Source organism: Arthrobacter sp. UYCu512, from assembly GCF_040547075.1.
Lineage (GTDB): Bacteria > Actinomycetota > Actinomycetes > Actinomycetales > Micrococcaceae > Arthrobacter.
This window is the reverse complement of record NZ_JBEPPA010000018.1, coordinates 18264-39782: the sequence shown is the minus strand read 5'-3', so window position 1 is coordinate 39782 and position 21519 is coordinate 18264. Positions and strand designations below refer to the sequence as shown.

Here is a 21519-nt window from a genome sequence, read left to right as displayed (position 1 = left end):
GTCTAACCCTATGGCACCGGTCCGACAACGGGCCGCCGACATCGCTGCCGCCAGCGCCTATTTGCCGCCGCCGAGGAACTTGTCAAAACCCTTGGGCAGGTTCAATTGGGAGGGGTCGAAGTCTGTGCCCTGCTGCCCGAACGAGGCACCGGTCGGCAGTGCCTTGGCACCCTCGGTCCGGCGGGCCTGGGCGTCCTTGAGCTCCTGGGCGGCCTTGGCCGGGTTGCCGGAGCGGGCTTTTTTCTTGGGCGCGCTCTTTCCGCCCTTGCGGGCCCCGCCGCCACCCATCCCCGGCATCCCCGGCATTCCGGGCATGCCGCCGCCGGCAGCCATCTTCTTCATCATCTTCTGCGCCTGCATAAAGCGTTCCAGCAGGCCGTTGACCTCGGACACGTGCACACCGGATCCACGGGCAATCCTGGCCCGGCGGGAACCGTTGATGATTTTGGGTGCGACACGTTCGTGCGGCGTCATGGAACGGACGATCGCCTCGACGCGGTCGATCTCGCGCTCGTCAAACTGCTCGAGCTGCTGCCGGATGTTCTGCGCTCCCGGCATCATCATGAGCATCTTCTTCATGGAACCCATATTGCGGATCTGCTGCATCTGGGCCAGGAAATCGTCCAGGGTGAAGTCTTCCTGGTCGGCGAATTTCTTCGCCATCCGGGCAGCTTCGTCCTTGTCCCAGGACTTCTCCGCCTGCTCAATCAGGGTCAGCACGTCACCGAGATCAAGGATGCGTGAGGCCATCCGGTCCGGGTGGAAAAGCTCGAAGTCGTCCAGGCCTTCACCGGTGGACGCGAACATCACCGGCTTGCCGGTGACGGAGGATACCGAAAGCGCGGCACCGCCGCGGGCGTCTCCGTCGAGCTTTGAGAGCACAATACCGGTGAAGTTGACGCCTTCGTCGAAGGCCATGGCCGTGTTGACGGCGTCCTGGCCGATCATGGCGTCGACCACAAACAGCACTTCATTCGGAACGATGGCCCGGCGGATCTGGCGTGCCTGTTCCATCATCTCGGCGTCGACGCCGGTCCGGCCGGCGGTATCCACGATCACAACATCGTGCAGCGTCCGCTTTGCTTCTTCGACGCCGGCACGGGCGACGGCGACCGGGTCGCCGGCCGGGTGGTCCAGCTCGGTGGAGGTGGCGCCGGGGTGCGGGGCGAAGACCGGCACCCCGGCACGCTGGCCCACCACCTGGAGCTGCGTGACGGCATTGGGGCGCTGCAGGTCGCAGGCCACCAGCATGGGGCTGTGGCCCTGCGCCTTGAGGTGCTTGGAGAGCTTGCCTGCAAGCGTTGTTTTGCCGGCACCCTGGAGACCGGCCAGCATGATGATCGTGGGGCCGGTCTTCGCGAGGCGGATCCGGCGGGTTTCGCCGCCCAGGATCTCGACGAGCTCCTCGTTGACGATCTTGACGATCTGCTGGCCCGGGTTCAGCGCTGCGGAGACTTCCGCTCCGAGGGCCCGCTCGCGGACCCTGCCGGTGAATTCGCGGACCACCGGAACGGCGACGTCGGCGTCCAGGAGGGCGCGCCGGATTTCGCGGACCGTAGCGTCAACGTCCGCCTCGGTCAGGCGGCCCTTGCCACGGAGGTTCTTGAAGGTTGCTGTCAACCGGTCAGAGAGTGAATTGAACACGCGCCGTGCACTTCTTTCAGTGGATCTACAGTTGGCGGCCGGTCCGGCTCGCCAGTGTCGCGACTGAGGTTCGCCTGAACGAACCGCCTCGACAACGGGACTCGACTATCTAGGGTACCAAGACGCGCCTTGATGATGGCATGCTGACGTAGGTGACCAGTCAAAATTCAGTAAAGACCCTGCTCATCCTGGGCGCCTCGGGCGACCTGACCGGCAGGCTGCTGCTGCCGGGTCTCGCCCGGCTCGTCTCCCGGGGACGTGCCGGCGGACTGACCCTGGTGGGCGCCGGCTCGGATCCCTGGACCCCGGACCAATGGGCCGAACGCCTCGAAGAGTCCTTCGCCGACGCGAACTCCCAGGCCGGTGCAGATGGCCGGCGGGAGCTGAAGCGCATCCGCGGCACCACCAGCTACCGCCGGATCGACGTCACCGCGGCCGGGCAACTGGCCGGCCTGCTGGCGGAGCTGCAGGGGCCCGTGGCGGTCTACTTCGCCCTGCCGCCGCATATCAGCCAGCTGGCGTGCGAGGCGCTGGATCCCGGCCAGGTGCCCGCGGGGACCCGCCTGGTGATGGAAAAACCGTTCGGTTCCAGCGAGGAGTCAGCCCGGCACCTCAACGAAACCCTGGCCGCGCTGGTCCCGGAGGACCACATTCACCGGGTGGACCACTTCCTGGGCAAGGCGACGGTTCTAAATATCCTGGGGCTCCGGTTCGCCAACGCCTTCCTGGAGCCGGTTTGGAACCGCGAGCACATCGAACGGGTCGAGATTGTCTTCGACGAGGACCTCGCGCTGGAGGGCCGGGCCCGCTACTACGACGGCGCCGGCGCCCTGCGCGACATGATCCAGAGCCACCTGTTGCAGATCATGGCATTGATGGCGATCGAGCCACCGGCCTCGGTACATGAACGCGATCTCCGCGATGCCGTGGCGACGGTGCTGCGGGCCAGCAGCATCAAGGCGCCCTTCGCGAAAAGCACCCGCCGCGCCCGTTATACCGCGGGATCGATCGACGGCCGGAAGGTACCGGACTATGCCAAGGAGGACGGCGTAGACGCGTCCCGGGGCACGGAGACGCTGGCCGAGGTCGAGGTGCAGATCGAGAACTGGAGGTGGCAGGGTGTCCCCTTTATCCTGCGCTCCGGAAAGGCCCTGGGCACCCAACGCAAGGAAGCCGTGGTGACCTTCCGCCCGGTCCCGCAGCTGCCCAAGGGCTTCAGCGGGGTGGCTTCCCCCAACCAGCTCAGGATCGGCTTCGGACCGGACACACTCCAGTTCGACGTCGATGTAAACGGCCCCGGCGACGTCCTCAGCCTGGACCGCGCCACCCTCAAGGCTGAGCTCAGCGCCTCCGATCTGCTGCCGTACGGGGAGGTGCTCGAAGGGGTCCTGACCGGGGACCCCCTGCTTTCGGTCCGCGCCGATACTGCCGAAGACTGCTGGCGCATCCTGGGGCCGGTCTTGAAGGCCTGGGACCGGGACAGCGCACCGCTTGAAGAGTACGCAGCCGGAAGCGGCGGACCGGCGGGCTGGCTGGCCTGAGGGCCGCCGCTGTGCTTCCCGCCGGAGCCACCGGGACAGAGAAGAAGCGGGCCGGGTACCCTTCCAGGTTCCCGGTCCGCTTCTTGTTGAGCGCCCGGCTAGATTGCCGCCGCTCCGCGTTCCCCGGTGCGGACCCGCACCGCTTCGAACACATCCATCGTCCAGACCTTGCCGTCACCGGCGCGGCCGGTGTTCGAGCTGGCGATGATGACATCGAGGATGTCGTCTGCCTGTTCGTCGGTCGCCAGCACCTCTACCCTGATCTTGGGCAGCAGGTCCACGTTGTACTCGGCGCCGCGGTACACCTCGGTGTAGCCGCGCTGCCGGCCGTAGCCGCTTGCTGCGCTGACCGTGAGGCCCTGCACGCCGTAGGCTTCAAGCCCTTCACGGATAGTGTCGAGTTTTTCCGGCCGGACAATTGCTGTGATCAGTTTCATGCCTCCACACTTTCCTTACCCGCTGCTGCGGTCGTTTTGCCGTTGGCTGCCGGGTCCACAGTCCGGGCGGCGGGGGCCGCTGCGGCCTGGGCCTTGCCGGTAATGAGTTCGTGCAGCGGCGTGAAGCTTCCGCCGTGGCCGCCGACTCCGAATTCGTAGGCCGTTTCGGCGTGCAGGCTCAGGTCCACGCCCACCACTTCCTGTTCCGGGGAAACCCGGAAACCCATGGTCTTGTGGATCGCAAACGCAATAATCGAAGTCATCACTGCGGAGTAGGTGATGGCGATGCCGGCCACTGCGAGCTGGGCCCAGAGCTGGGTGAAGCCGCCGCCGTAGAAGAGGCCGCCGCCGACACCATCAGCCGGGAGGGCGATAAAGCCCAGGGCCACGGTGCCGATGATGCCCGAGACAAGGTGGACACCAACAACGTCAAGCGAATCGTCGAAACCCCAGCGGAATTTGAGACCGACGGCGAGCGCGGAGGCCACACCGGCCACAACGCCGAGGCAGAGCGCACCAACCGGGCTGACATTGGCGCAGGCCGGGGTGATGGCGACGAGGCCGGCGACCACACCGGAGGCTGCGCCGAGTGAGGTGGGGTGACCATCGCGGATCCGTTCCGTGACGAGCCAGCCGAGCATTGCCGCGGCGGGGGCCGCCAGGGTGTTGACCCAGATCAGGCCGCCCTGTTCCGCCGTCGTTGCTGCGCCGCCGTTGAAGCCGAACCAGCCGAACCACAGGATGGCGGCACCGAGCATCACAAAGGGGATGTTGTGCGGGCGGTGGTTGGGGTCCTTGCCGAAGCCCTTGCGGTTACCGATGATCAGCACGAGGATCAGTGCTGCTACACCGGCGTTGATGTGGACCACGGTGCCGCCGGCGAAGTCGATTGCCGGGCCGAGGGCCTTGCCGATGGCGCCGTCCGCGCTGAACAGCCCGCCGCCCCAGACCATGTAGGCCAGCGGCGCGTACACCAGGGTGACCCAGACGGGGACGAAGACGGACCAGGCGCCGAACTTGGCGCGGTCAGCAATTGCGCCGCTGATCAGTGCGACGGTAATGATCGCGAAGGTGGCTGCGTAGCCGACCTTGATGAGCCCGTCAGGGGTGTTGATGCCCTCCAGACCGAAAGTGGCAAAAGGATTCCCTACTATTTGCAGGAAGCCCTCGCCGGAGCTCATCGAGGAGCCCCAGAGCACCCAGACGACACCAACCATGCCGATGGAGATAAAACTCATCATCATCATGTTCAGGGCGGCCTTGGCGCGCGTCATGCCGCCATAGAAGAATGCGAGTCCGGGTGTCATGAACAGCACGAGTGCTGCTGCCACCATTAGCCATACGTGACCTGCGGTAAGTTCCATGGTGCACGTCCTCCTTGCTTGGATGCGGTCGGAAAGTTAATGTTGCGGAATTCTCCGCGTGCCTCAACGCGGTTTGCGTTCTAAGAAGATCTTGGCGGGAGCGTGTTTCGCCGGCAGAGGATTTAGATTGCCGGCGCGTTACAAGAACCTCCCGGAAGTAAATGGTGCAAATCCTTCTTGTTACGGTTATGTTTCACGCGTTCCACCGCGCGCCCTCCCCCGCCCGAATCCCCAGGAAGCCACCACCATGAGTAAGTCCCCCCGCCCCGCGGGATCACCGCCCCGGGCCGACACCCTGAACAGCGGCAAGGCGGTGCTGCCCCGGGACATCAAGGTGATGCTGGTGGCCGCTTTCCTGATCGCCCTGGGCTTCGGCCTGGTGGCGCCGGTACTCCCCCAGTTCGCCACCACGTTCGACGTCGGCGCGACGGCGGCCGCTGTGATCGTGAGTATTTTCGCCTTTATGCGGCTGGTCTTCGCACCTGCCGGCGGCGCGTTGATCGTGCGCCTCGGCGAACGGCCGGTCTATGTGGCCGGACTGCTGATTGTTGCAACGTCGACGGCGGCGTGCGCCTTCGCGCAGGACTACTGGCAGCTGCTGGTTTTCCGGGGCCTCGGCGGCGCCGGCTCGGTGATGTTCACGGTGGCCTCGATGGCCCTGGTGGTCAGGCTGGCGCCGCCGGAGAGCCGTGGCCGGGTTTCCGGCGCCTACGCCTCGGCGTTCCTGATCGGCAACGTGTGCGGCCCGGTGGTGGGCGGGCTGCTGGCCGGCTTTGGTCTGCGGGTACCGTTTCTGGTCTACGCGGCTGCCCTGATCCTGGCAGCCCTCGTGGTGCAGACCCAGCTAAGTCATGTGCCGGCCGCCGCACGCCGGGACGGGAACGCGCTGCCGGCGATGGAGCTCGGGGCGGCGCTTCGGGACAGCGCCTACCGGGCCGGGCTGTTCTCCAGCTTCGCGAACGGCTGGGCAACCTTTGGCGTCCGGATGGCCACGGTGCCGCTCTTCGCTGTCGCCGCCCTGAACGCCGGCCCGGAATCTGCGGGCTGGGCGCTGGCAATGTTCGCCGGCGCCAACGCGGTGGCGTTGACGTTCTCCGGCAGGCTCGCGGACAGCCTGGGCCGCAAACCGATGATGATCGCCGGCTTGCTGGTCACCGGGACCGCCACGGCAACGATCGGGTTCACGCACGAGCTGCCGTGGTTCCTCGCCGCCACCGCGGCCGCCGGAATCGGGTCAGGCCTGCTGGGCCCGGCCCAGCAGGCCGCCATGGCCGATGTGATCGGCAACGAGCGCTCCGGCGGAAGGGTCCTGGCAATCTTCCAGATGACCTCCGATAGCGGCGCGATCATCGGCCCGGTCCTGGCCGGTCTCCTCGCGGACCGGTTGGGCTACGGCTGGGCGTTTGGGGTCACCGGCGGTGTCCTCATCGCGGCTGCCGCAGGCTGGCTGCTGGCCCGCGAAACGTTCCAGCGGCCGGCGGCGCGCGGCGCCTGATCCCAGCTAGGGCTTCCGGACCGCTGCCGGGTCCGCGTCAACGCTCACCGGCGGACTTCGTTAGGCTGGTGCCAGTCCCCACCCAGAAGCCGGAGAAGTTTGTTATGCCCCCCCAAGAACATTCGACCGAGAACGCCCCCGACGACAGACCTGAGGCCGGCGCCGGGAGCAAGCACAGGAAAATCCGGCCCGCTGCCGTGGTGTCGGTCATCGCGGTCCTGGCCGTAATCGCCTCGCTGGTGCTCTTCCTCAGGCCGGCTGGGGACGGCGACGCGGCGGCGGCACCTTCCCCGACAGCCAGTTCGGCGTCGACACCCTCGACTAGCTTGCCGCCGGCTCCGGCCGTCACCTACTACAAACAACCCGGACCCGGCGCCGGGTCACCGCTGGAAGCGGTGGAACCCTTGAAGGTGACGGTTGCCAAGGATCAGGTGGGCACGTCCCTGAGCAAGGGATTGGTCGGCATCTCACTCGAGGCCACCGACCTCGGTGATCCCGTCCTCAGCGGCAGCAACGCCTCGATCGTCAAGCTGTTCAAAGAGGCCGACCAGCCGGTGCTGCGATTTGGCGGCAACGCCGTCGACCGGCGGTTCTTTTGGACCTCCAGCAACGAGCCGGTTCCCGCCAGCTACCAGGGCGATGCCGCCCACCCGGTCCGTGCCGTCGGACCCGCGGACCTCAGCCGCCTGAATACGCTGCTGGTGGCCGCAGACGCAACGGTCAGCCTCACCGTCGATCTGGGCCACTACGACCCGAACCGCGCTGCGGATATGGCCAAGCACGCGGCGCAGATCTTCGGACCCCGGCTGCTGAGCTTTACTGTCGGCAACGAACCCAACGGCTTCGGCTCCAACGGCGTCCGCCCGGGGGACTACAACGTTCAGAAGTACGTCACGGAGCTCAAGGCCTACGCCAACGCGATGAACGCCGTGGCGCCGAACGTTCCGATTTCCGGTCCGGGCGCTTACGACCAGAAGTGGTGGCAGCCCTTCATTGATGCAGACATTCCACAGAAGAAGATCCTGTCCTTCCACAACTATCCGATGTACAGCTGCGACGGAAAAGTGGATCCGTTGGCGTCGCCCACCATGGCCAACCTGATGAACAAACTGATGCATGACCGCGCGGCAGACTACCAGCAGGCCGCGCTCAAGGCCGGCCGCGATGCGGGCCTGGAAGTGTGGCTTCCGGAGACCGGTATTGCCGCCTGTCCCGGGTCCAACGAGACTTCCCGCACCCACGGCTCGGCCCTCTGGACCGCTGACTATGCCCTGAACGCCGCACAACTGGGCATTACCCGGATCGGTTTCCACAGCTCGCTTCAGACGTGCAAGGGTGGTCCGCCCATGTCCGTCATCTGCAGCGGCGGCCCCTACCTGAAGCCGGACGGCGTCATCACCGGCCGGGCCAACTTCTTTGGCCTGTCCATGGTTGCCGAGATGGAAGGCGGGAAGTTCCTGAAACTGGACTCGACGGGCGGCGGCCTGATGTTCAGCTACGCCCTGCAGAACGCTGACGGGAGCACCACAGTGGTCCTGGTCAACGAGAACAATCCGGAGAAGGCCGCCCAGGCAGCCGTCACCCTCACCCTGCCCGGGAAGGCGCTGACCGGAACCATGACCCAGCTCTCCGGGCCGAGCTTTGGCGCTGAGGACAGCACAGTGATCGACGGCGCCAAGTCCGAGCCGGTTCCGATTGCAGAGCGCGCCACTGTCGAAGGTTTCGCGTACGGCTCACCGACCCAGCAATTCAAGCTGACCGCGGGCACTGTCACGGTCCTGAACTTCACGTACTAGGTCCACAAAAAAACTGGCTCCCAGCTGGTGTCGTTGCCGGAACCCGGACGACACCACCTGGGAGCCAGTTGGATTTAAGCGGCGTTGTGGCTGCGGGACTAGTTCAGGATGGCGTCCACGAAGCTCTCGGCGTCGAACGGGGCGAGGTCATCCGCTCCCTCGCCGAGGCCGATGAGCTTGACCGGGACGCCCAGCGACTTCTGGATGGCGACCACAATTCCACCCTTAGCCGTTCCGTCCAGCTTCGTCAGGACGATGCCGGTGATGTTGACGACCTCGGCGAACACCCTGGCCTGGTTCAGGCCGTTTTGTCCGGTGGTGGCGTCGAGGACGAGCAGTACCTCATCGACCTCGGCAAGCTTCTCGATGACGCGTTTGACCTTCCCCAGTTCGTCCATCAGGCCGGTCTTGTTCTGCAGGCGCCCGGCGGTATCGATCATCACGACGTCGACTTCCTGGTCGATGCCTGCCTTGACCGCCTCGTAGGCGACGGAGGCCGGATCGGCACCATCGACGTCGGACTTTACCGTGGCCACGCCGACCCGCTGGCCCCAGGTGGCGAGCTGCTCGGCGGCGGCGGCGCGGAAGGTGTCCGCCGCGCCGAGGAGGACGTCCTTGTCTTCGGCCACAAGCACCCGGGCGAGTTTGCCCACCGTGGTGGTTTTGCCAACACCGTTGACGCCCACGACCAGCACAATGGCGGGCTTGTCGGCGTGGCGTTCGACGCGGAGCGCCCGGTCCATGGTCGGGTCGACGAGCTTGATGAGTTCCTCGCGCAGCAGGGCTTTGACCTGCTCCGGCGAGCGGGTGCCGAGCACCTTGACGCGTTCGCGGAGCGCGTCCACGAGCTGCAGGGTCGGCTCGGTGCCAAGGTCGGCGAGCAGGAGGGTCTCCTCCACCTCGTCCCAGACGTTCTCATCGATCTTGTCGGCGGAGAGCAAAGCCAGCAGGCCCTTGCCAAGGATGTTGTTGGACTTCACCAGTCGTTCGCGAAGGCGGATCAGGCGGCCTGCCACCGGCAGGGGGGTGTCTACCGGAACGGTTTCCAGCCCGGCGACGTTGTCCGGGACGTCGACCGTCTCCGGGCCCGCCAGGTCCACCGAGTCCGGTGCACTGCGCTCAGCCGGGGGTGCGGGACGGTCCTCGAGGAGGGTTCCACCGCCGGCACCGGGCTTCACAGGATCGTTCTCATCCCGCTTCCCGGGGTAGCTGGTGACGTTCTTCCGGGTCTTCATCAGGACCGGAATGAGCCCGCCGAGGACCACCAGGGCGGCGAGAATGGGCAACAGAATAGGGAGGATGTCGTTCACTCCCCTAGCTTCTCACAAACCCCACAGCCCCAGCGGGGACCGAAAAAAGGGGCCGGCACCGTTCAGGTTCGGGCCGCTCAGACCTCGGCGCCGAGCCGCTGGCTGATCACTGTGGAGACTCCGTCGCCTCGCATGGTGACGCCGTACAGGGCGTCGGCAACTTCCATGGTGCGTTTCTGGTGCGTGATGATGATGAGCTGGCTGGATTCGCGCAGCTCCTCGAAGACCGTGATCAGCCGGCCCAGGTTGGTGTCGTCCAGGGCTGCCTCCACCTCGTCCATCACGTAGAACGGCGAGGGCCGGGCTTTGAAGATCGCGACGAGCAGGGCCACCGCGGTCAGCGAACGTTCGCCGCCGGAAAGCAGCGAGAGCCGTTTGATCTTTTTGCCGGCCGGACGCGCCTCGACCTCGATGCCGGTGGTGAGCATGTCCGAGGGGTCGGTAAGGACCAGCCGGCCCTCGCCGCCGGGGAACAACCGAGCGAAGATCCGGATGAACTGCGCCGAGGTGTCCTCGAAGGCTTCGGCAAAGACTTTCTGGACGCGCTCGTCGACTTCCTTGATGATGTCCAGCAGGTCCTTCCGGCTGGACTTAAGGTCTTCGAGCTGGGTGCTGAGGAACTGGTGGCGTTCCTCCAGTGCGGCGAATTCCTCCAGTGCGAGCGGATTGACCCGGCCCAGCGCGGAGAGGTCCCGCTCCGCGCGCTTGAGCCGTTTCTCCTGCTCCGCGCGGACGTAGGGCTTGCCGGCCACGATCTCACGGCCGTCCTCGTCCACCGGGGCGCGCAGGGCAGCCCATTTGTCCGCCGATTCCCCGGCGGGCGCGGGAACGGGCTGCCCGGGGCCGAAGTCCGCGACCAGCTGCTCGGCGGTGAGTCCGAGTTCCTCAACGCTTCTGAGCTCAAGGGCTTCAATCCGGAGGCGCTGCTGGGTGCGTGCCAGCTCGTCGCGGTGCACGGAGTCCGTCAGGTCGGCCAGTTCGCGGGCGAGGGCATCGTTGCCGGTGCGCACGGCCGCGAGTTCGCCGTCGAGCTGTTCCTTGCGTTCCTCCGCGGCGTCCTGCTCCTGCCGGGCAAGTTCCACGGACACGTCGATGAAGCCCATCACCTGGGTGACCGCGGCGCGGACGGCGGCGGCGCGTTTGGCCTGGATCCGCCGGCGGCGTGCCCGTTCGGCTGCCTCTTCGCGGGCGCGGCGCTCGGTGGCGGCTGCGCGTTCGAGCGCCGTTGCCCGGTTGCCGGTGGCCGTGAGTTGTTCCTCTGCGCTGCGCAGGGCAAGCCGGGCCTCCATTTCGGTGCTGCGGGCCAGCGACGCTGCCAGGGCCAGGGCGTCCCTGTGCGCCGGAGAGGGTTCCTCCTCGGCCGGCGCCTCCTGGGCGGCGGCGAGGCGGGCGGCTACGGCTTCCAGCGCGAGTTGTTCGCTTTCGATGTTGGACTCTGCCTTTGCGAGGGCGGCGGCGAGGCGTTCGCTTTCGCCGACGGCGCTGCGCAGCACGGAGTTCAGGTGTCCCAGCCGTTCGGCGACTGCCGCCAGCCGGGCGTCCGAATCGTGGAGTTTTTCCAGGGCGGCATCGGCGCGGTCCTGCGCCGCTGCCCGCCGGGCCTGCGCGGCGGCGAGGGCGAACCGTTGGCGCTCCAGCTCGGCGGTGACGCTCTCGAGGCGAGCGGCGGCGTCGTCGACGGCGGCCTGCACCTCAATCAGCGACGGTGCCGTTGCGGAGCCGCCGCTGACGGTCAGCGCGGTGAGGACGTCCCCGGCAAGGGTCACCGCGGTCAGTTCAGGGCGGCCGGCAATCAACTGCGCTGCATCCGCCAGGGACTCGACGACGGCGATGCCCGCCAGCAGCTCCGTCAGGGGCAGGCCGGTGGCGGCGTCCGCGGCGCCGGAGGCCGATACCATCCGGGACGCCCACCGGGCACCCTCGGGCAGCTTCCCGTCGGATTCGTTGCGGGCGGTGCGTTCCCCAACCAGCAGCAGGGTGGCCCGGCCAGCGTCGTCGTCCTTCAACAGCTGGACGGCGGTGGCCGCAGCAACGCTGTCCTGCACCACAACGGCGTCGGACGCGGCGCCCAGCGCGGCCGCGATGGCGGTCTCGAAGCCTGCTTCCACAGTGATCATGGACACCAGCGAGCCGATCACCCCGGAGGCTCCCGAACCGAGGACGTGGGCCGAGCCGTCTTTGCGGTTCAATCCGAGCTGGAGGGCCTCTCGACGGGCCAGCAGGGCACCGCGTTCCCGTTCGCCGTCGCGTTCGGCCGACGTCAAGGCGTTAATCTCCGCCGTGATGTTGTCCAGCACTGTGCTGGCATCCTCGTACTCGGCGTCGAGGCGCTCCTCCCCGTCCTCCACGCCGGCTACCTGGGATTCCAGGGCGGCGAATTCGCTGTGGGCATGCCGGCGGCGTTCCTCCCCTGCCGTGAGGGAGTCGCGGAGCCGGCCGAGTTCGGCCTGGGCGGACTCGACCCGGGAGCGGGCCGCGCCGACCTGCCCGGCCAGCTTGGCCAGGCCCTCTCGGCGGTCAGCGGCGGCCCGGAGCAAGGCTGCGAGCCGTTTGTCTTCGACGGAGGCGGCACTTTCCGCGCCGATTTTGGCGGCGGTGGCGGCGTCCAGGGTGCTGCGGCGCTCCACAATCTGGTGCTCCAACCCGGTTTGTTCGGCGCGGACGCGGGCGGCCTGGCGGTCGAGCTGATCCGGGTCCCGCCCGGTGTCAGGCACTGTGTCGGAATCGCCGAGCAGCCGGCGCCGTTCCTCGGCGAGCGAACCCAGCGAGCGCAGCCGTTCGCGCCCGGCGGAGAGCTGATACCAGGTGTCCCGGGCGGCGTTGAGCGCGGGTGTGGCTTCGGCTGCGCGCTGTTCGAGGCCGGCCTGCCGCTGCCTGCCGAGCTCGAGTTCCTGTTCGATGACGCCCCGACGGGCCTTCAGTGAGCTCTCGTCCGCGATATCCCGGGCCAGGGCCGACTGCAGCTGGACGAGGTCGTCGGCGAGCAGCCGGGAGCGCGCGTCCCGGACCTCAAACTGGACGGTCTGGGCGCGCCGCGCCACCTCGGCTTGTTTTCCCAACGGCGTGAGCTGGCGCCGGATCTCGCCGGTGAGGTCGCTCAGGCGGGCCAGGTTGGCCTGCATCGCTTCGAGCTTGCGGACCGTTTTTTCCTTGCGGCGCCGGTGTTTGAGGATACCGGCAGCCTCTTCGATAAAACCTCGCCGGTCCTCCGGGGTGGCGTGCAGCACCTTGTCCAGCTGCCCCTGGCCCACGATCACATGCATTTCGCGGCCCAGTCCGGAGTCGGAGAGCAGCTCCTGGATGTCCAGGAGCCGGCAGCCGGCGCCGTTGATGGCGTACTCCGAGCCGCCGGTGCGGAAGAGCGTGCGCGAAATCGTGACTTCGCTGTATTCAATCGGCAGGGCGCCGTCGCTGTTGTCAATGGTGAGCGAGACGTGGGCGCGGCCCAACGGCGGGCGCCCGGACGTCCCCGCGAAGATCACGTCTTCCATCTTGCCGCCGCGGAGGGTCTTGGCGCCCTGCTCGCCCATCACCCAGGCCAGGGCGTCCACCACATTGGACTTGCCTGAGCCGTTGGGGCCAACCACGGCAGTGACGCCTGGCTCGAATTCGAAAGTCGTCGCCGAAGCGAAAGACTTGAATCCCCGGACGGTCAGGCTTTTCAGGTGCAAGGTGTTTCGGGTCTCCTGCTCGGCGGACGCGGATGGTGGGGACAGCCGCGGATACCTACAATCTACTGCGGGGCCGTGACATTTCCGTGCAGCGGCCCGCAACCACGGCGCAGATGCCTCTCAATCTGCAGATGCAGGAATGGATTGACACCGGACGTAGTTAAGCTCTTGGGCTTGCGCTTGAAGGTGCACTCACCCGCCTGAGCGCAGGACACACACGAACAGAGGCTTGAATTGATAGGGAATGCAACATTCCGGCACCGCAACACCGCCTTGCTTTCGGTGACCAGCGTCGAAGCTCCGAGGATCATCAGTTCCACGGATTTCGACCACAAACTGTCCGCCACACTGCGCCGGTTGAAATTCCCGCCAAAGCTGCTGGAACGCGTTGCCGGCGTCACCCACCGGCGGTGGTGGGCCCCCGGGACATCGTTCGACGACGCCGCCATCGAGGCGGGCGCAAAGGCCTTGGCCGAGTCCGGCATCGAAGCAACCGAGGTGGGCCTGCTAATCAATACCTCCGTGACGCGGCGGAACCTCGAACCGTCGGTCGCGGTGAAAATCCACCATGGGCTCGGCCTGCCGTCGTCCGCGATGAACTTCGACCTTGCCAACGCCTGCCTCGGCTTTGTCAACGGCATAACACTGGCGGCCAACATGATCGACTCCGGCCAGATCAAGTACGCGGTGATTGTCAACGGAGAGGACGCCCAGGCTACGCAGGAGGCCACCCTGGCCCGGCTGCAGCGGCCGGAGACCACCCGCGCGGACTTCAACCGCGAGTTTGCCACCCTGACCCTCGGTTCCGGCGCCGCTGCGGCAGTCCTGGGCCCGGCGGACGAGCACCCCGGGGCGCACCGGATCCTTGGCGGCGTGATGCGCGCCGGAACAGAGCACCACGAGCTGTGTGTGGGCGGCATCGACGGTATGACAACGGATACAAAGGGCCTGCTCGACGGCGGCCTGCAGCTGGTAGTCGACGCCTGGCATGAGGCGCAGCCGGAATGGGACTGGGGCTCGATGGACCGTTATGTCACGCACCAGGTGAGCACCGCCTACACCCAGGCCATCATCGACGCCATCGACCTGGATCCGGATAAGGTGCCCATCACGTTCCCGCACTGGGGCAACGTGGGACCGGCTTCCCTCCCGATGACCCTGGCCGCCGAGGCGCAGAACCTTGGATCCGGTGACCGTGTGCTGTGCATGGGCGTCGGTTCGGGCCTCAACACCGCGATGGTGGAAATCGTTTGGTAGCCGGCGGCTGGCCCGGCGTCGACCCGGAATGGTCGCGCGAAATCGAGGTGGCGTCCGGCTCAGCTGCTGATCCGCCCGGAACGGTGCGCCGCTGGCACCTGCTCGACAACGGCGCGCAGCTCTCCCGCCGCGGGCTGACACCGGCCGGGACCGTGCTGTGTGTGCACGGCAACCCCACCTGGTCCTACCTGTGGCGGACCCTGCTGGCCGCCGGATCTGACCCCGCGCACCCCTGGCGGGTGGTCGCGGTGGATCAGCTGGACATGGGCTTCTCCGAGCGCACCGGCACGTTCCGGCGGCTGGCGGACCGGATCAGTGATCTCGGCGACCTCACCGCCGCGCTCGGCCTGGACGGTCCGGTGGTCACCGTCGGCCACGACTGGGGTGGTGTGATCAGCCTCGGCTGGGCCCTGGCCCATCCGCAGCAGCTCGCCGGCGTTGTCCTGACGAACACCGCCGTGCACCAGCCCGCGGACTCGCCCATCCCGCCGGCGCTGCGGCTTGCCCTGCACCCGGCCGTGCACCGCTGGGGAACCACAACGTCGGACGCCTTCCTGCGGGTGACGCACTCCCTGGCGCACCCGCCGCTGGCCGCGGACGTCCGCAGCACCTACCTGGCCCCCTATCGCGGCGCCGGCCGCCGCGACGGCGTGGGAAACTTCGTCGCGGACATTCCCGTCGACGCGTCCCATCCCAGCTTTCCCGCACTCAACCGGGTTGCCGAGGGCCTGCGCGGGCTGAGCGTGCCGGCACTGATGCTCTGGGGACCCCGGGACCCGATCTTCTCCGACCGGTACCTCAAAGACCTGCTGGGCCGGCTGCCGCACGCAAAAGTCCACCGCTTCGAGGGCGCCGGCCACCTGGTCGCCGAGGACCGGGACATCGCCACGCCCATCTTCGAGTGGCTCGCCGGGCACTGCGCCAACAGCGCTCCGGCAGACGCTGAGGCGACTGCCCCGTTCGGGGCTGGCGCGGCGCAGGCTGCCCCGATCGGGGCTGGCGCTGCGCAGCCTGCCCCGACGCCGGCCCACGGCATCCCGGCCCCGGCCCTGTGGGCGCCGCTCACGGAGCTTGCGGCGGGACCCGACGGCGCCGGGACCGCCGTCGCGGAGATGGCCGCGGACGGCACCGTGGCACGGGCATTAAACTGGCGGGACCTGGAACAGCATGTTGCAGCCACCGCCGCAGGACTGGCGGACACCGGCGTCCGGGTTGGCAGCCGGGTCAGCCTGATGGTTCCGCCGGGCGTGGACCTGACGGTGGTGCTGTACGCCTGCCTGCGGCTGGGCGCCGTGGTGGTGGTGGCCGACGCGGGCCTCGGCACCCGCGGCCTGAGCCGCGCCGTCAAGGGCGCTACCCCGGATTTCCTGATCGGCATCGAGAAGGCCCTTGCCGCCGCCGCCGTGCTCGGCTGGCCTGGACGGCGGATCAGCGTGCGTGACCTGCCGGCTGCCCGCCGCCGGCTCCTCGCCGTGGAAACCTCCCTCCCTGCGCTCACCCGCCGGGGCAATGCACTGTCCGGGATGCCAGCACCGCAGGCACCGGATGCGGACGCGCCAGCGGCGGTGCTCTTCACCTCGGGCTCCACCGGCCCCGCCAAGGGCGTGCTTTACACGCACCGGCGCCTGGCCGCGATGCGGGACACCGTGGCCAGGACGCTGGAGATCCGCCCGGGCGCGCGGTTGGTGGCGGGTTTTGCGCCGTTCGCACTGTTGGGACCAGCCTTGGGAGCCGTCTCCGTAACGCCCGCCATGGACGTCACGGCTCCGGGCACGCTGACCGCCCAGGCACTGGCACACGCCGCGGCGGCCATCGACGCCACAGTGGTCTTCGCTTCCCCGGCGGCGCTTCGCAATGTCCTCGCCACCCGGAACGGCCTGGGCACCGCGGGGCACCGTGCGCTGGAGCGTGTGGAGCTGCTGCTCTCCGCCGGCGCCCCCGTTGCCGAAGCCCTCCTGGCCGGCGTGCAGCGGCTGCTGCCGCACGCCTCGCTGCATACCCCGTACGGAATGACCGAAGCGCTGCCCGTCACGGACATCAGCTTCGAACAGATCCGCGACGCCGGGTCGGACGCGGCTGCCGGAACCATGACCGGCGCCGGCAACGGCGTGTGTGTGGGACAGCCGGTTTACGGCGCCCGGGTGGCCCTGATCCCGCTCGCCGCCGACGGCACCGCCCCCGGAGACAACCCGGTCACGGAACCGGGAGTCACCGGCGAGATCCTGGTCAGCGCCCCGCACGTAAAAGCGAGCTACGACAGGCTCTGGCTGACCCAGCGCGAGAGTGCCCGCACCGCCGGGTGGCACCGCACCGGCGATGTGGGGCACTTCGACGCCGCGGGCCGGCTCTGGGTGGAAGGACGCCTCGCACACGTTGTGACGGGCCCGGATGCCGTTCTCACCCCCGTGGGCACCGAGCAGTCCCTTGAACGGCTGGACGGCGTCGGGCCCGCCGCCCTCGTCGGAGTGGGCCCGGCGGGAACGCAGGCAGTTGTGGCCGTCGTCGAGACCGTCCCGCCCGCGCGCCGCTCCGGCCCCGCCGCACCGGAACTGGCAGCGCGGGTCCGGGCGGCCGCCCGGGCAGACGGTGTGAACGTCGCTGCCGTGCTGGTGGTCCGGGCCCAGCCGACGGACATCCGCCACAATGCCAAGATCGACCGCACCCGCCTGGCCCGGTGGGCGTCCGCAGTCCTGGCCGGCGGCCGGGCAGGCACACCGTGAGGGTGCTCGTGACCGGCGCGAGCGGCCTGCTCGGCGGGGAAGTGGCCCGGCAGCTGGTGCGCCAGGGCCACGACGTCACCACCTTCCAGCGCCGCCCCTCGGGCATCGCCGGCGCGGCCGACCTGACCGGCTCCATCACGGACCCGAGCGCCGTCCGCTGCGCCGTCGCCGGCGCCGAGGGCGTCATCCACTTGGCCGCGAAGGTCTCCTTCACCGGACGGGCCGCAGAGTTCGACGCGGTGAATGTCGCGGCCACCGGCAGCTTGCTCGGTGCGGCCCGCGACGCCGGGGTCCGGTCAGTGGTGTTCGTCTCCTCCCCTTCCGTGGCAAATTCCGGCGCTGCAATCGCCGGGCTGGGCGCCGATCCGGCCGACCCGGCCCGCGCGCACGGCGACTACTCCCGCACCAAGGCCGCGGCCGAGCTGCTGGCACTGGCCGCGGACTCAGCGGAATTCAGGGTCGCGGCGGTGCGCCCGCACATCGTCTGGGGTCCCGGGGATACACAACTGGTGGAACGGGTCCTGGACCGCGCCGGCCGCGGCCGGCTGCCGCTGCTCGACTCCGGGGCGGCCCTGATCGACACCACGTACATCGATAACGCAGCGTCGGCGATCGTCGCCGCGCTGCATCGGATGGAGCACATTCACGGCCGGGCGCTGGTCATCAGCAACGGGGAACCCCGGCCGGTCGGTGAGCTGCTGGCGGGCATTTGCGCCGCGGGCGGCGTCCCGGCCCCGTCGTGGAAGGTCCCGGGCGGCCTCGCGCGGGCGGCCGGATCGCTGGTGGAAAAGCTCTGGACCCGGGCCGGCCGGACCGCGGAACCTCCCATGACAAGGTTCCTTGCCGAGCAGCTCTCCACTGCCCACTGGTTTGACCAGCGCGAGACCCGCAAACTCCTCGACTGGACCCCGGCCGTCACGCTGGACGAGGGCCTGGCGCGGCTGGCCCGGCACTACGGCCGGCACTAGACCGCGCGGTGTCCAGGTGCCCGCCCGCCCGCGGGCTCAGTTACCAGCGGGCTCAGTTACCAGCGGGCTCAGTTACCAGCGGCCGTTCCGTGGCCGCGGTTGGCAGACGGGGCAGGTGTAGGAGGAACGGTTCATAAACTGTTCGCGCTTCATCAGGCTCACCAGGCCGACGGCGGCGCAGCGCTTGCACTCCTGGCCTTCGCGGCCGTAGGCGTTGAGCGCGCGGTCGAAGTACCCGGAGGCCCCGTTGACGTTGACGTAGAGCGAATCAAAACTTGTCCCGCCGGCGGCCAGGGCATCCGTCATGACCTCGCGCGCGGCGTCCAGGACCCGCAGGGCGTCGGCCCGGCGCAGGGTGTCGGTGGGCCGGGCATAGTGCAGCTTCGCCCGCCAAAGAGACTCGTCCGCGTAGATATTGCCGATCCCGGAGACCAGCCCCTGATCAAGCAGTGCACGTTTGAGGCCTGTCTTCCGGGCCCGCAGACGCCGGTAGAACTCCTCGAAGGAGAACTCCGGGTCCAGCGGGTCCCGCGCGATGTGGGCGGCTTCCGCAGCAATCAGCGGCAGCGGCGTTTCGGCCAGGCCGCCGGGACCGCCGTCGGCCGTGGGGATCAGCGAGGTGAGGAACAGGCCGCCGAAGATCCGCTGGTCCACAAAGCGGAGCTGGTCGGGCATACCGTCGGCCGGGCTGAGCTGCAGCCGCACTTTCAGGTGCTTCTCGTCGGCACTGGAGGATTCCTGCATCAACAGTTGCCCGGACATCCCCAGATGCGCCATCAGCGCTACAGTGGGCCTGCCGCTCTCGGACCGGCCGACGTCGGGCGGGGCCCCGGGCGTGTCCGCCAGCGGCAGCCACAGGAACTTGCCCCGCCGGACGACGTCCAGGACGCGGGCGCCTTCAAGGTTTCCGGCGAAGTCCTCCGGACCGAGCGTGTGCCGGCGGATGGAGCGCGGGTCCACCACTTCGACGGCGGTGATGGTCCGACCCCGGACCCAGTCCACCAGTCCGCGGCGGACCACTTCAACTTCGGGCAGTTCAGGCACGGTGCGTGCCTAGGCGCCGGGCTGGGACTGCAGTTGCTGCCCCTCGGGCATCGCGGGTTCGACGGGCGCCGCTGCCGGTTCACCCGCCGGCGGTGCGGAGAGCCTGCGCCAGGCGTCCGCTGCAGCTTCCTGCTCGGCCTCTTTTTTGGAGTTTCCGGAGCCGTTGCCGTAGTCGTTGCCGCCGATCCGCAGGATGGCCTCGAACGTGCGGGCGTGGTCCGGCCCGGAACCCTCCACTGCATAGTTGATCGTCCCGAGCTGGCGGGCGGCCGCCAGCTCCTGGATGTTCGTTTTCCAGTCGGTCCCCGCGCCGAGCGCAGCGGCGTCCTTCAGCAACGGCCCGATCAGCCGCATGACCAGCTGGCGTGCGGTTTCAATGTCATTGGAGATATAGGTGGCGCCGATCAGCGCTTCCATGGTGTCCGCGAGGATGGACGCTTTGTTTTTACCCTCGGTGAGCTTTTCGCCCTGCCCCAGGTAGATGAACTCCCCGAGTCCGATGCTGCGGCCGATGCCCGCGAGGGCACGGGTGCTCACGACGGCGGACCGGCGCTTGGCCAGGTCCCCTTCGGGCAGTGTGGGGTTGTCACGGTACAGCGCATCGGTGACCGAGAACCCCAAAATGGAGTCGCCCAGGAACTCGAGACGTTCGTTGGTGGGGATACCGCCGTTTTCGTAGGCGTAGGAACGGTGTGTGAGCGCAAGACGAAGCGTCCCGGCGTCAATAGAGACACCGAGACGCTTCAGAAGCTCTTCAGTTGAAGACATCTTAGTCAGCCAGTTGGCGGATTAGACGTCTGCGACCTTGCGGCCCTTGTATTCAAGGAACAGCGCGGTGCCAGCCGAGTCGGTAACGACCTTTGCCTGGTGCGGCAGGCTGTATGTAACCTGGCCGTTCTCGACAGTCTTCACCAGGTGGGGGGCGGTTGCCTTCCACTGGGAGCGGCGGGCGCGGGTATTCGAGCGAGACATTTTCCGCTTCGGGACAGCCACGGCTAACTCATTTCTCTCTAGTCCAACACTTACAAATCAGTTTTGCCGGTCAGGCTTAGCCAAGTCAGCTAGGGCAGCCCAGCGAGGATCTACCACCTCGTGGTGATGCCCCGGCTCGTCTTCCAGGCGAACTCCGCATTCGGAGCAAAGGCCCTGGCAGTCTTCCCGGCACACCGGCTGGAACGGCAGTATGGTAACAACTGCGTCCCGCAACACCGGTTCAAGATCGATCAGATCGTGCTCGACTCGACGTTGCTCTTCTTCGTCTTCTTCATCCGAGAACTCTGCGTCCTCGTAGAAGAAAAGTTCTTGCACATCGACCTCTTGGTCATACGCAAGGGGATCCAGGCATCGGCCGCATTCGCCAGTAACTTCTACGTGCGCGGTTCCTGATACCAAAATTCCTTCGTGTACGGCCTCCAGCCGCAGATCCAGCTCAACATCCGAGCCTTGCTGCACACCAATGAGCGCCACACCAAGATCTTCTGGTGCGGGTACATGTTCCTTCAGCGTCCGCATGCTTCCCGGACTGCGTCCGAGGTCCTTGACGTCGAACGCCAAGGGCGAACTAGCATCTCGTTTAATGAGAACTCCTGTTGAACATATGACCGACGTACTATCTTAGCCTGATCTTCCGGGCGGACTCAAACCGGGGGCACACCCGCGGTTCACACCGCAGGCCGCTTAGGTTTCGGCCGCGCAACCGGCAGCAGGCCGCCGAGTACCGATCAAGCTTACCCTCTGCGCGGCTGGTCCTGGACCGGGTCGCCGCCGCGCAGTCGTTTCAGCACGGAGCGGGGCACAAACTCGGACACATTGCCGCCCAGGGAAAACACTTCCTTGATCAGCGTCGAAGACAAGTGCAGGTAGTGGCTTTCGGCCGGAAGGAAGACCGTCTCGACGCCGGTGAGTTGGCGGTTCATCGTCGCCATCGGCAGTTCGTAGTCGAAGTCGGAGGAGGAACGCAGGCCCTTGACGATGGCGGACACCCCCCGCTGGCGGCAGTACTCCGCGAGCAGTCCCTCCCCTACCGGTTCCACAACTATGCCGCGCAGGGACGCCAGGGTTTCCCTGGCCATATCAAGGCGTTCCTCGAGGGTGAAGCGGTATTTCTTGGCGTAGTTTGTGGAGACGCCCACAATAACCTCGTCAAAGAGACCGGCGGCCCTGGCGATGACTTCCAGGTGGCCGTTGTGGATCGGATCAAAGGAGCCAGGGCATACGGCGCGTCTCATGCTCCGAACCTACCGTATTGCCGGCACCGGCCGGGATAGCATGG

16 protein-coding genes are annotated in these 21519 nt (G+C 67.6%); 6 read left to right on the top strand and 10 right to left on the bottom strand.

Going from position 1 to position 21519, the window contains the following annotated elements; genetic code table 11:
• Nucleotides 1–57: 57 nt before the first annotated feature.
• Nucleotides 58–1644, bottom strand: coding sequence for a signal recognition particle protein (gene ffh / locus ABIB49_RS16530; protein WP_354157380.1), 1587 nt, complete (start codon nt 1642–1644; stop codon nt 58–60).
• A gap of 152 nt (nt 1645–1796) precedes the next feature.
• Here ffh and ABIB49_RS16525 point away from each other — a divergent pair, with 152 nt between their 5' ends.
• Nucleotides 1797–3185 carry a glucose-6-phosphate dehydrogenase gene (locus ABIB49_RS16525; RefSeq protein ID WP_354157379.1) on the top strand — a complete coding sequence of 463 codons (1389 nt, stop codon included), beginning with the start codon at nt 1797–1799 and terminating at the stop codon, nt 3183–3185.
• A 98-nt stretch (nt 3186–3283) separates the two neighbouring features.
• On the opposite strand, the gene ABIB49_RS16520 is transcribed toward ABIB49_RS16525, so the two are convergent.
• Entirely contained in the window at nt 3284–3622 is a 339-nt protein-coding gene (locus ABIB49_RS16520) for a P-II family nitrogen regulator (RefSeq protein WP_175320845.1), read from the bottom strand.
• The gene (locus ABIB49_RS16515) at nt 3619–4986 is read right to left on the bottom strand and encodes an ammonium transporter (RefSeq protein ID WP_282360328.1); all 1368 of its coding nucleotides are present in this window, start codon (nt 4984–4986) and stop codon (nt 3619–3621) included. Before ABIB49_RS16515 ends, ABIB49_RS16520 begins: the two co-directional genes overlap by 4 nt.
• Nucleotides 4987–5233: 247 nt before the next feature.
• Here ABIB49_RS16515 and ABIB49_RS16510 point away from each other — a divergent pair, with 247 nt between their 5' ends.
• Nucleotides 5234–6481 carry an MFS transporter gene (locus ABIB49_RS16510; protein ID WP_226776238.1) on the top strand — a complete coding sequence of 416 codons (1248 nt, stop codon included), beginning with the start codon at nt 5234–5236 and terminating at the stop codon, nt 6479–6481.
• A gap of 104 nt (nt 6482–6585) precedes the next feature.
• Nucleotides 6586–8277 (top strand): glycoside hydrolase 5 family protein, encoded by a 1692-nt coding sequence (locus ABIB49_RS16505; protein ID WP_226776178.1) that lies wholly within the window; start codon nt 6586–6588, stop codon nt 8275–8277.
• A gap of 98 nt (nt 8278–8375) precedes the next feature.
• Here ABIB49_RS16505 and ftsY read toward each other — a convergent pair whose 3' ends face one another.
• Both ftsY and smc read right to left on the bottom strand, forming a co-directional pair.
• Nucleotides 8376–9587: a signal recognition particle-docking protein FtsY gene (gene ftsY / locus ABIB49_RS16500; RefSeq protein WP_226776179.1), complete on the bottom strand. Its 1212-nt coding sequence runs from the start codon at nt 9585–9587 to the stop codon at nt 8376–8378.
• Between the two features lie 77 nt (nt 9588–9664).
• A complete protein-coding gene (smc, locus tag ABIB49_RS16495) occupies nt 9665–13258 on the bottom strand; it encodes a chromosome segregation protein SMC (protein ID WP_354157378.1) in 3594 nt (1197 codons plus the stop codon).
• 234 nt (nt 13259–13492) lie between these two features.
• Here smc and ABIB49_RS16490 point away from each other — a divergent pair, with 234 nt between their 5' ends.
• The 3 genes from ABIB49_RS16490 to ABIB49_RS16480 are packed head-to-tail and all read left to right on the top strand — an operon-like array spanning nt 13493 to nt 18203.
• Nucleotides 13493–14515, top strand: coding sequence for a 3-oxoacyl-ACP synthase III (locus ABIB49_RS16490; RefSeq protein ID WP_354157377.1), 1023 nt, complete (start codon nt 13493–13495; stop codon nt 14513–14515).
• Entirely contained in the window at nt 14509–17235 is a 2727-nt protein-coding gene (locus ABIB49_RS16485) for an alpha/beta fold hydrolase (RefSeq protein WP_354157376.1), read from the top strand. The genes ABIB49_RS16490 and ABIB49_RS16485 overlap by 7 nt, the downstream gene beginning before the upstream one ends.
• Nucleotides 17232–18203, top strand: a complete 972-nt coding sequence (locus tag ABIB49_RS16480; RefSeq protein WP_354157375.1) for an NAD-dependent epimerase/dehydratase family protein — start codon at nt 17232–17234, stop codon at nt 18201–18203. Before ABIB49_RS16485 ends, ABIB49_RS16480 begins: the two co-directional genes overlap by 4 nt.
• 72 nt (nt 18204–18275) lie before the next feature.
• On the opposite strand, the gene mutM is transcribed toward ABIB49_RS16480, so the two are convergent.
• From mutM to coaD, 5 genes are all read right to left on the bottom strand, one after another.
• Nucleotides 18276–19247 carry a bifunctional DNA-formamidopyrimidine glycosylase/DNA-(apurinic or apyrimidinic site) lyase gene (gene mutM / locus ABIB49_RS16475; RefSeq protein ID WP_226776185.1) on the bottom strand — a complete coding sequence of 324 codons (972 nt, stop codon included), beginning with the start codon at nt 19245–19247 and terminating at the stop codon, nt 18276–18278.
• Between the two features lie 9 nt (nt 19248–19256).
• A complete protein-coding gene (gene rnc, locus ABIB49_RS16470) occupies nt 19257–20015 on the bottom strand; it encodes a ribonuclease III (protein ID WP_354157374.1) in 759 nt (252 codons plus the stop codon).
• A gap of 21 nt (nt 20016–20036) precedes the next feature.
• Nucleotides 20037–20240: a 50S ribosomal protein L32 gene (gene rpmF / locus ABIB49_RS16465; protein ID WP_009356569.1), complete on the bottom strand. Its 204-nt coding sequence runs from the start codon at nt 20238–20240 to the stop codon at nt 20037–20039.
• A 36-nt stretch (nt 20241–20276) separates the two neighbouring features.
• A complete protein-coding gene (locus tag ABIB49_RS16460) occupies nt 20277–20801 on the bottom strand; it encodes a YceD family protein (protein WP_226776187.1) in 525 nt (174 codons plus the stop codon).
• A gap of 173 nt (nt 20802–20974) precedes the next feature.
• Nucleotides 20975–21475 carry a pantetheine-phosphate adenylyltransferase gene (coaD, locus tag ABIB49_RS16455; RefSeq protein ID WP_226776188.1) on the bottom strand — a complete coding sequence of 167 codons (501 nt, stop codon included), beginning with the start codon at nt 21473–21475 and terminating at the stop codon, nt 20975–20977.
• Between the last annotated feature and the right edge of the window lie 44 nt (nt 21476–21519).

Coding starts and splice junctions, on each gene's coding strand:
- ABIB49_RS16515 (WP_282360328.1), bottom strand. CDS start 4,986: ATGGAACTTACCGCAGGTCACGTATGGCTAATGGTGGCAGCAGCACTC.
- ABIB49_RS16520 (WP_175320845.1), bottom strand. CDS start 3,622: ATGAAACTGATCACAGCAATTGTCCGGCCGGAAAAACTCGACACTATC.
- rnc (WP_354157374.1), bottom strand. CDS start 20,015: ATGTCTTCAACTGAAGAGCTTCTGAAGCGTCTCGGTGTCTCTATTGAC.
- ABIB49_RS16510 (WP_226776238.1), top strand. CDS start 5,234: ATGAGTAAGTCCCCCCGCCCCGCGGGATCACCGCCCCGGGCCGACACC.
- coaD (WP_226776188.1), bottom strand. CDS start 21,475: ATGAGACGCGCCGTATGCCCTGGCTCCTTTGATCCGATCCACAACGGC.
- ABIB49_RS16505 (WP_226776178.1), top strand. CDS start 6,586: ATGCCCCCCCAAGAACATTCGACCGAGAACGCCCCCGACGACAGACCT.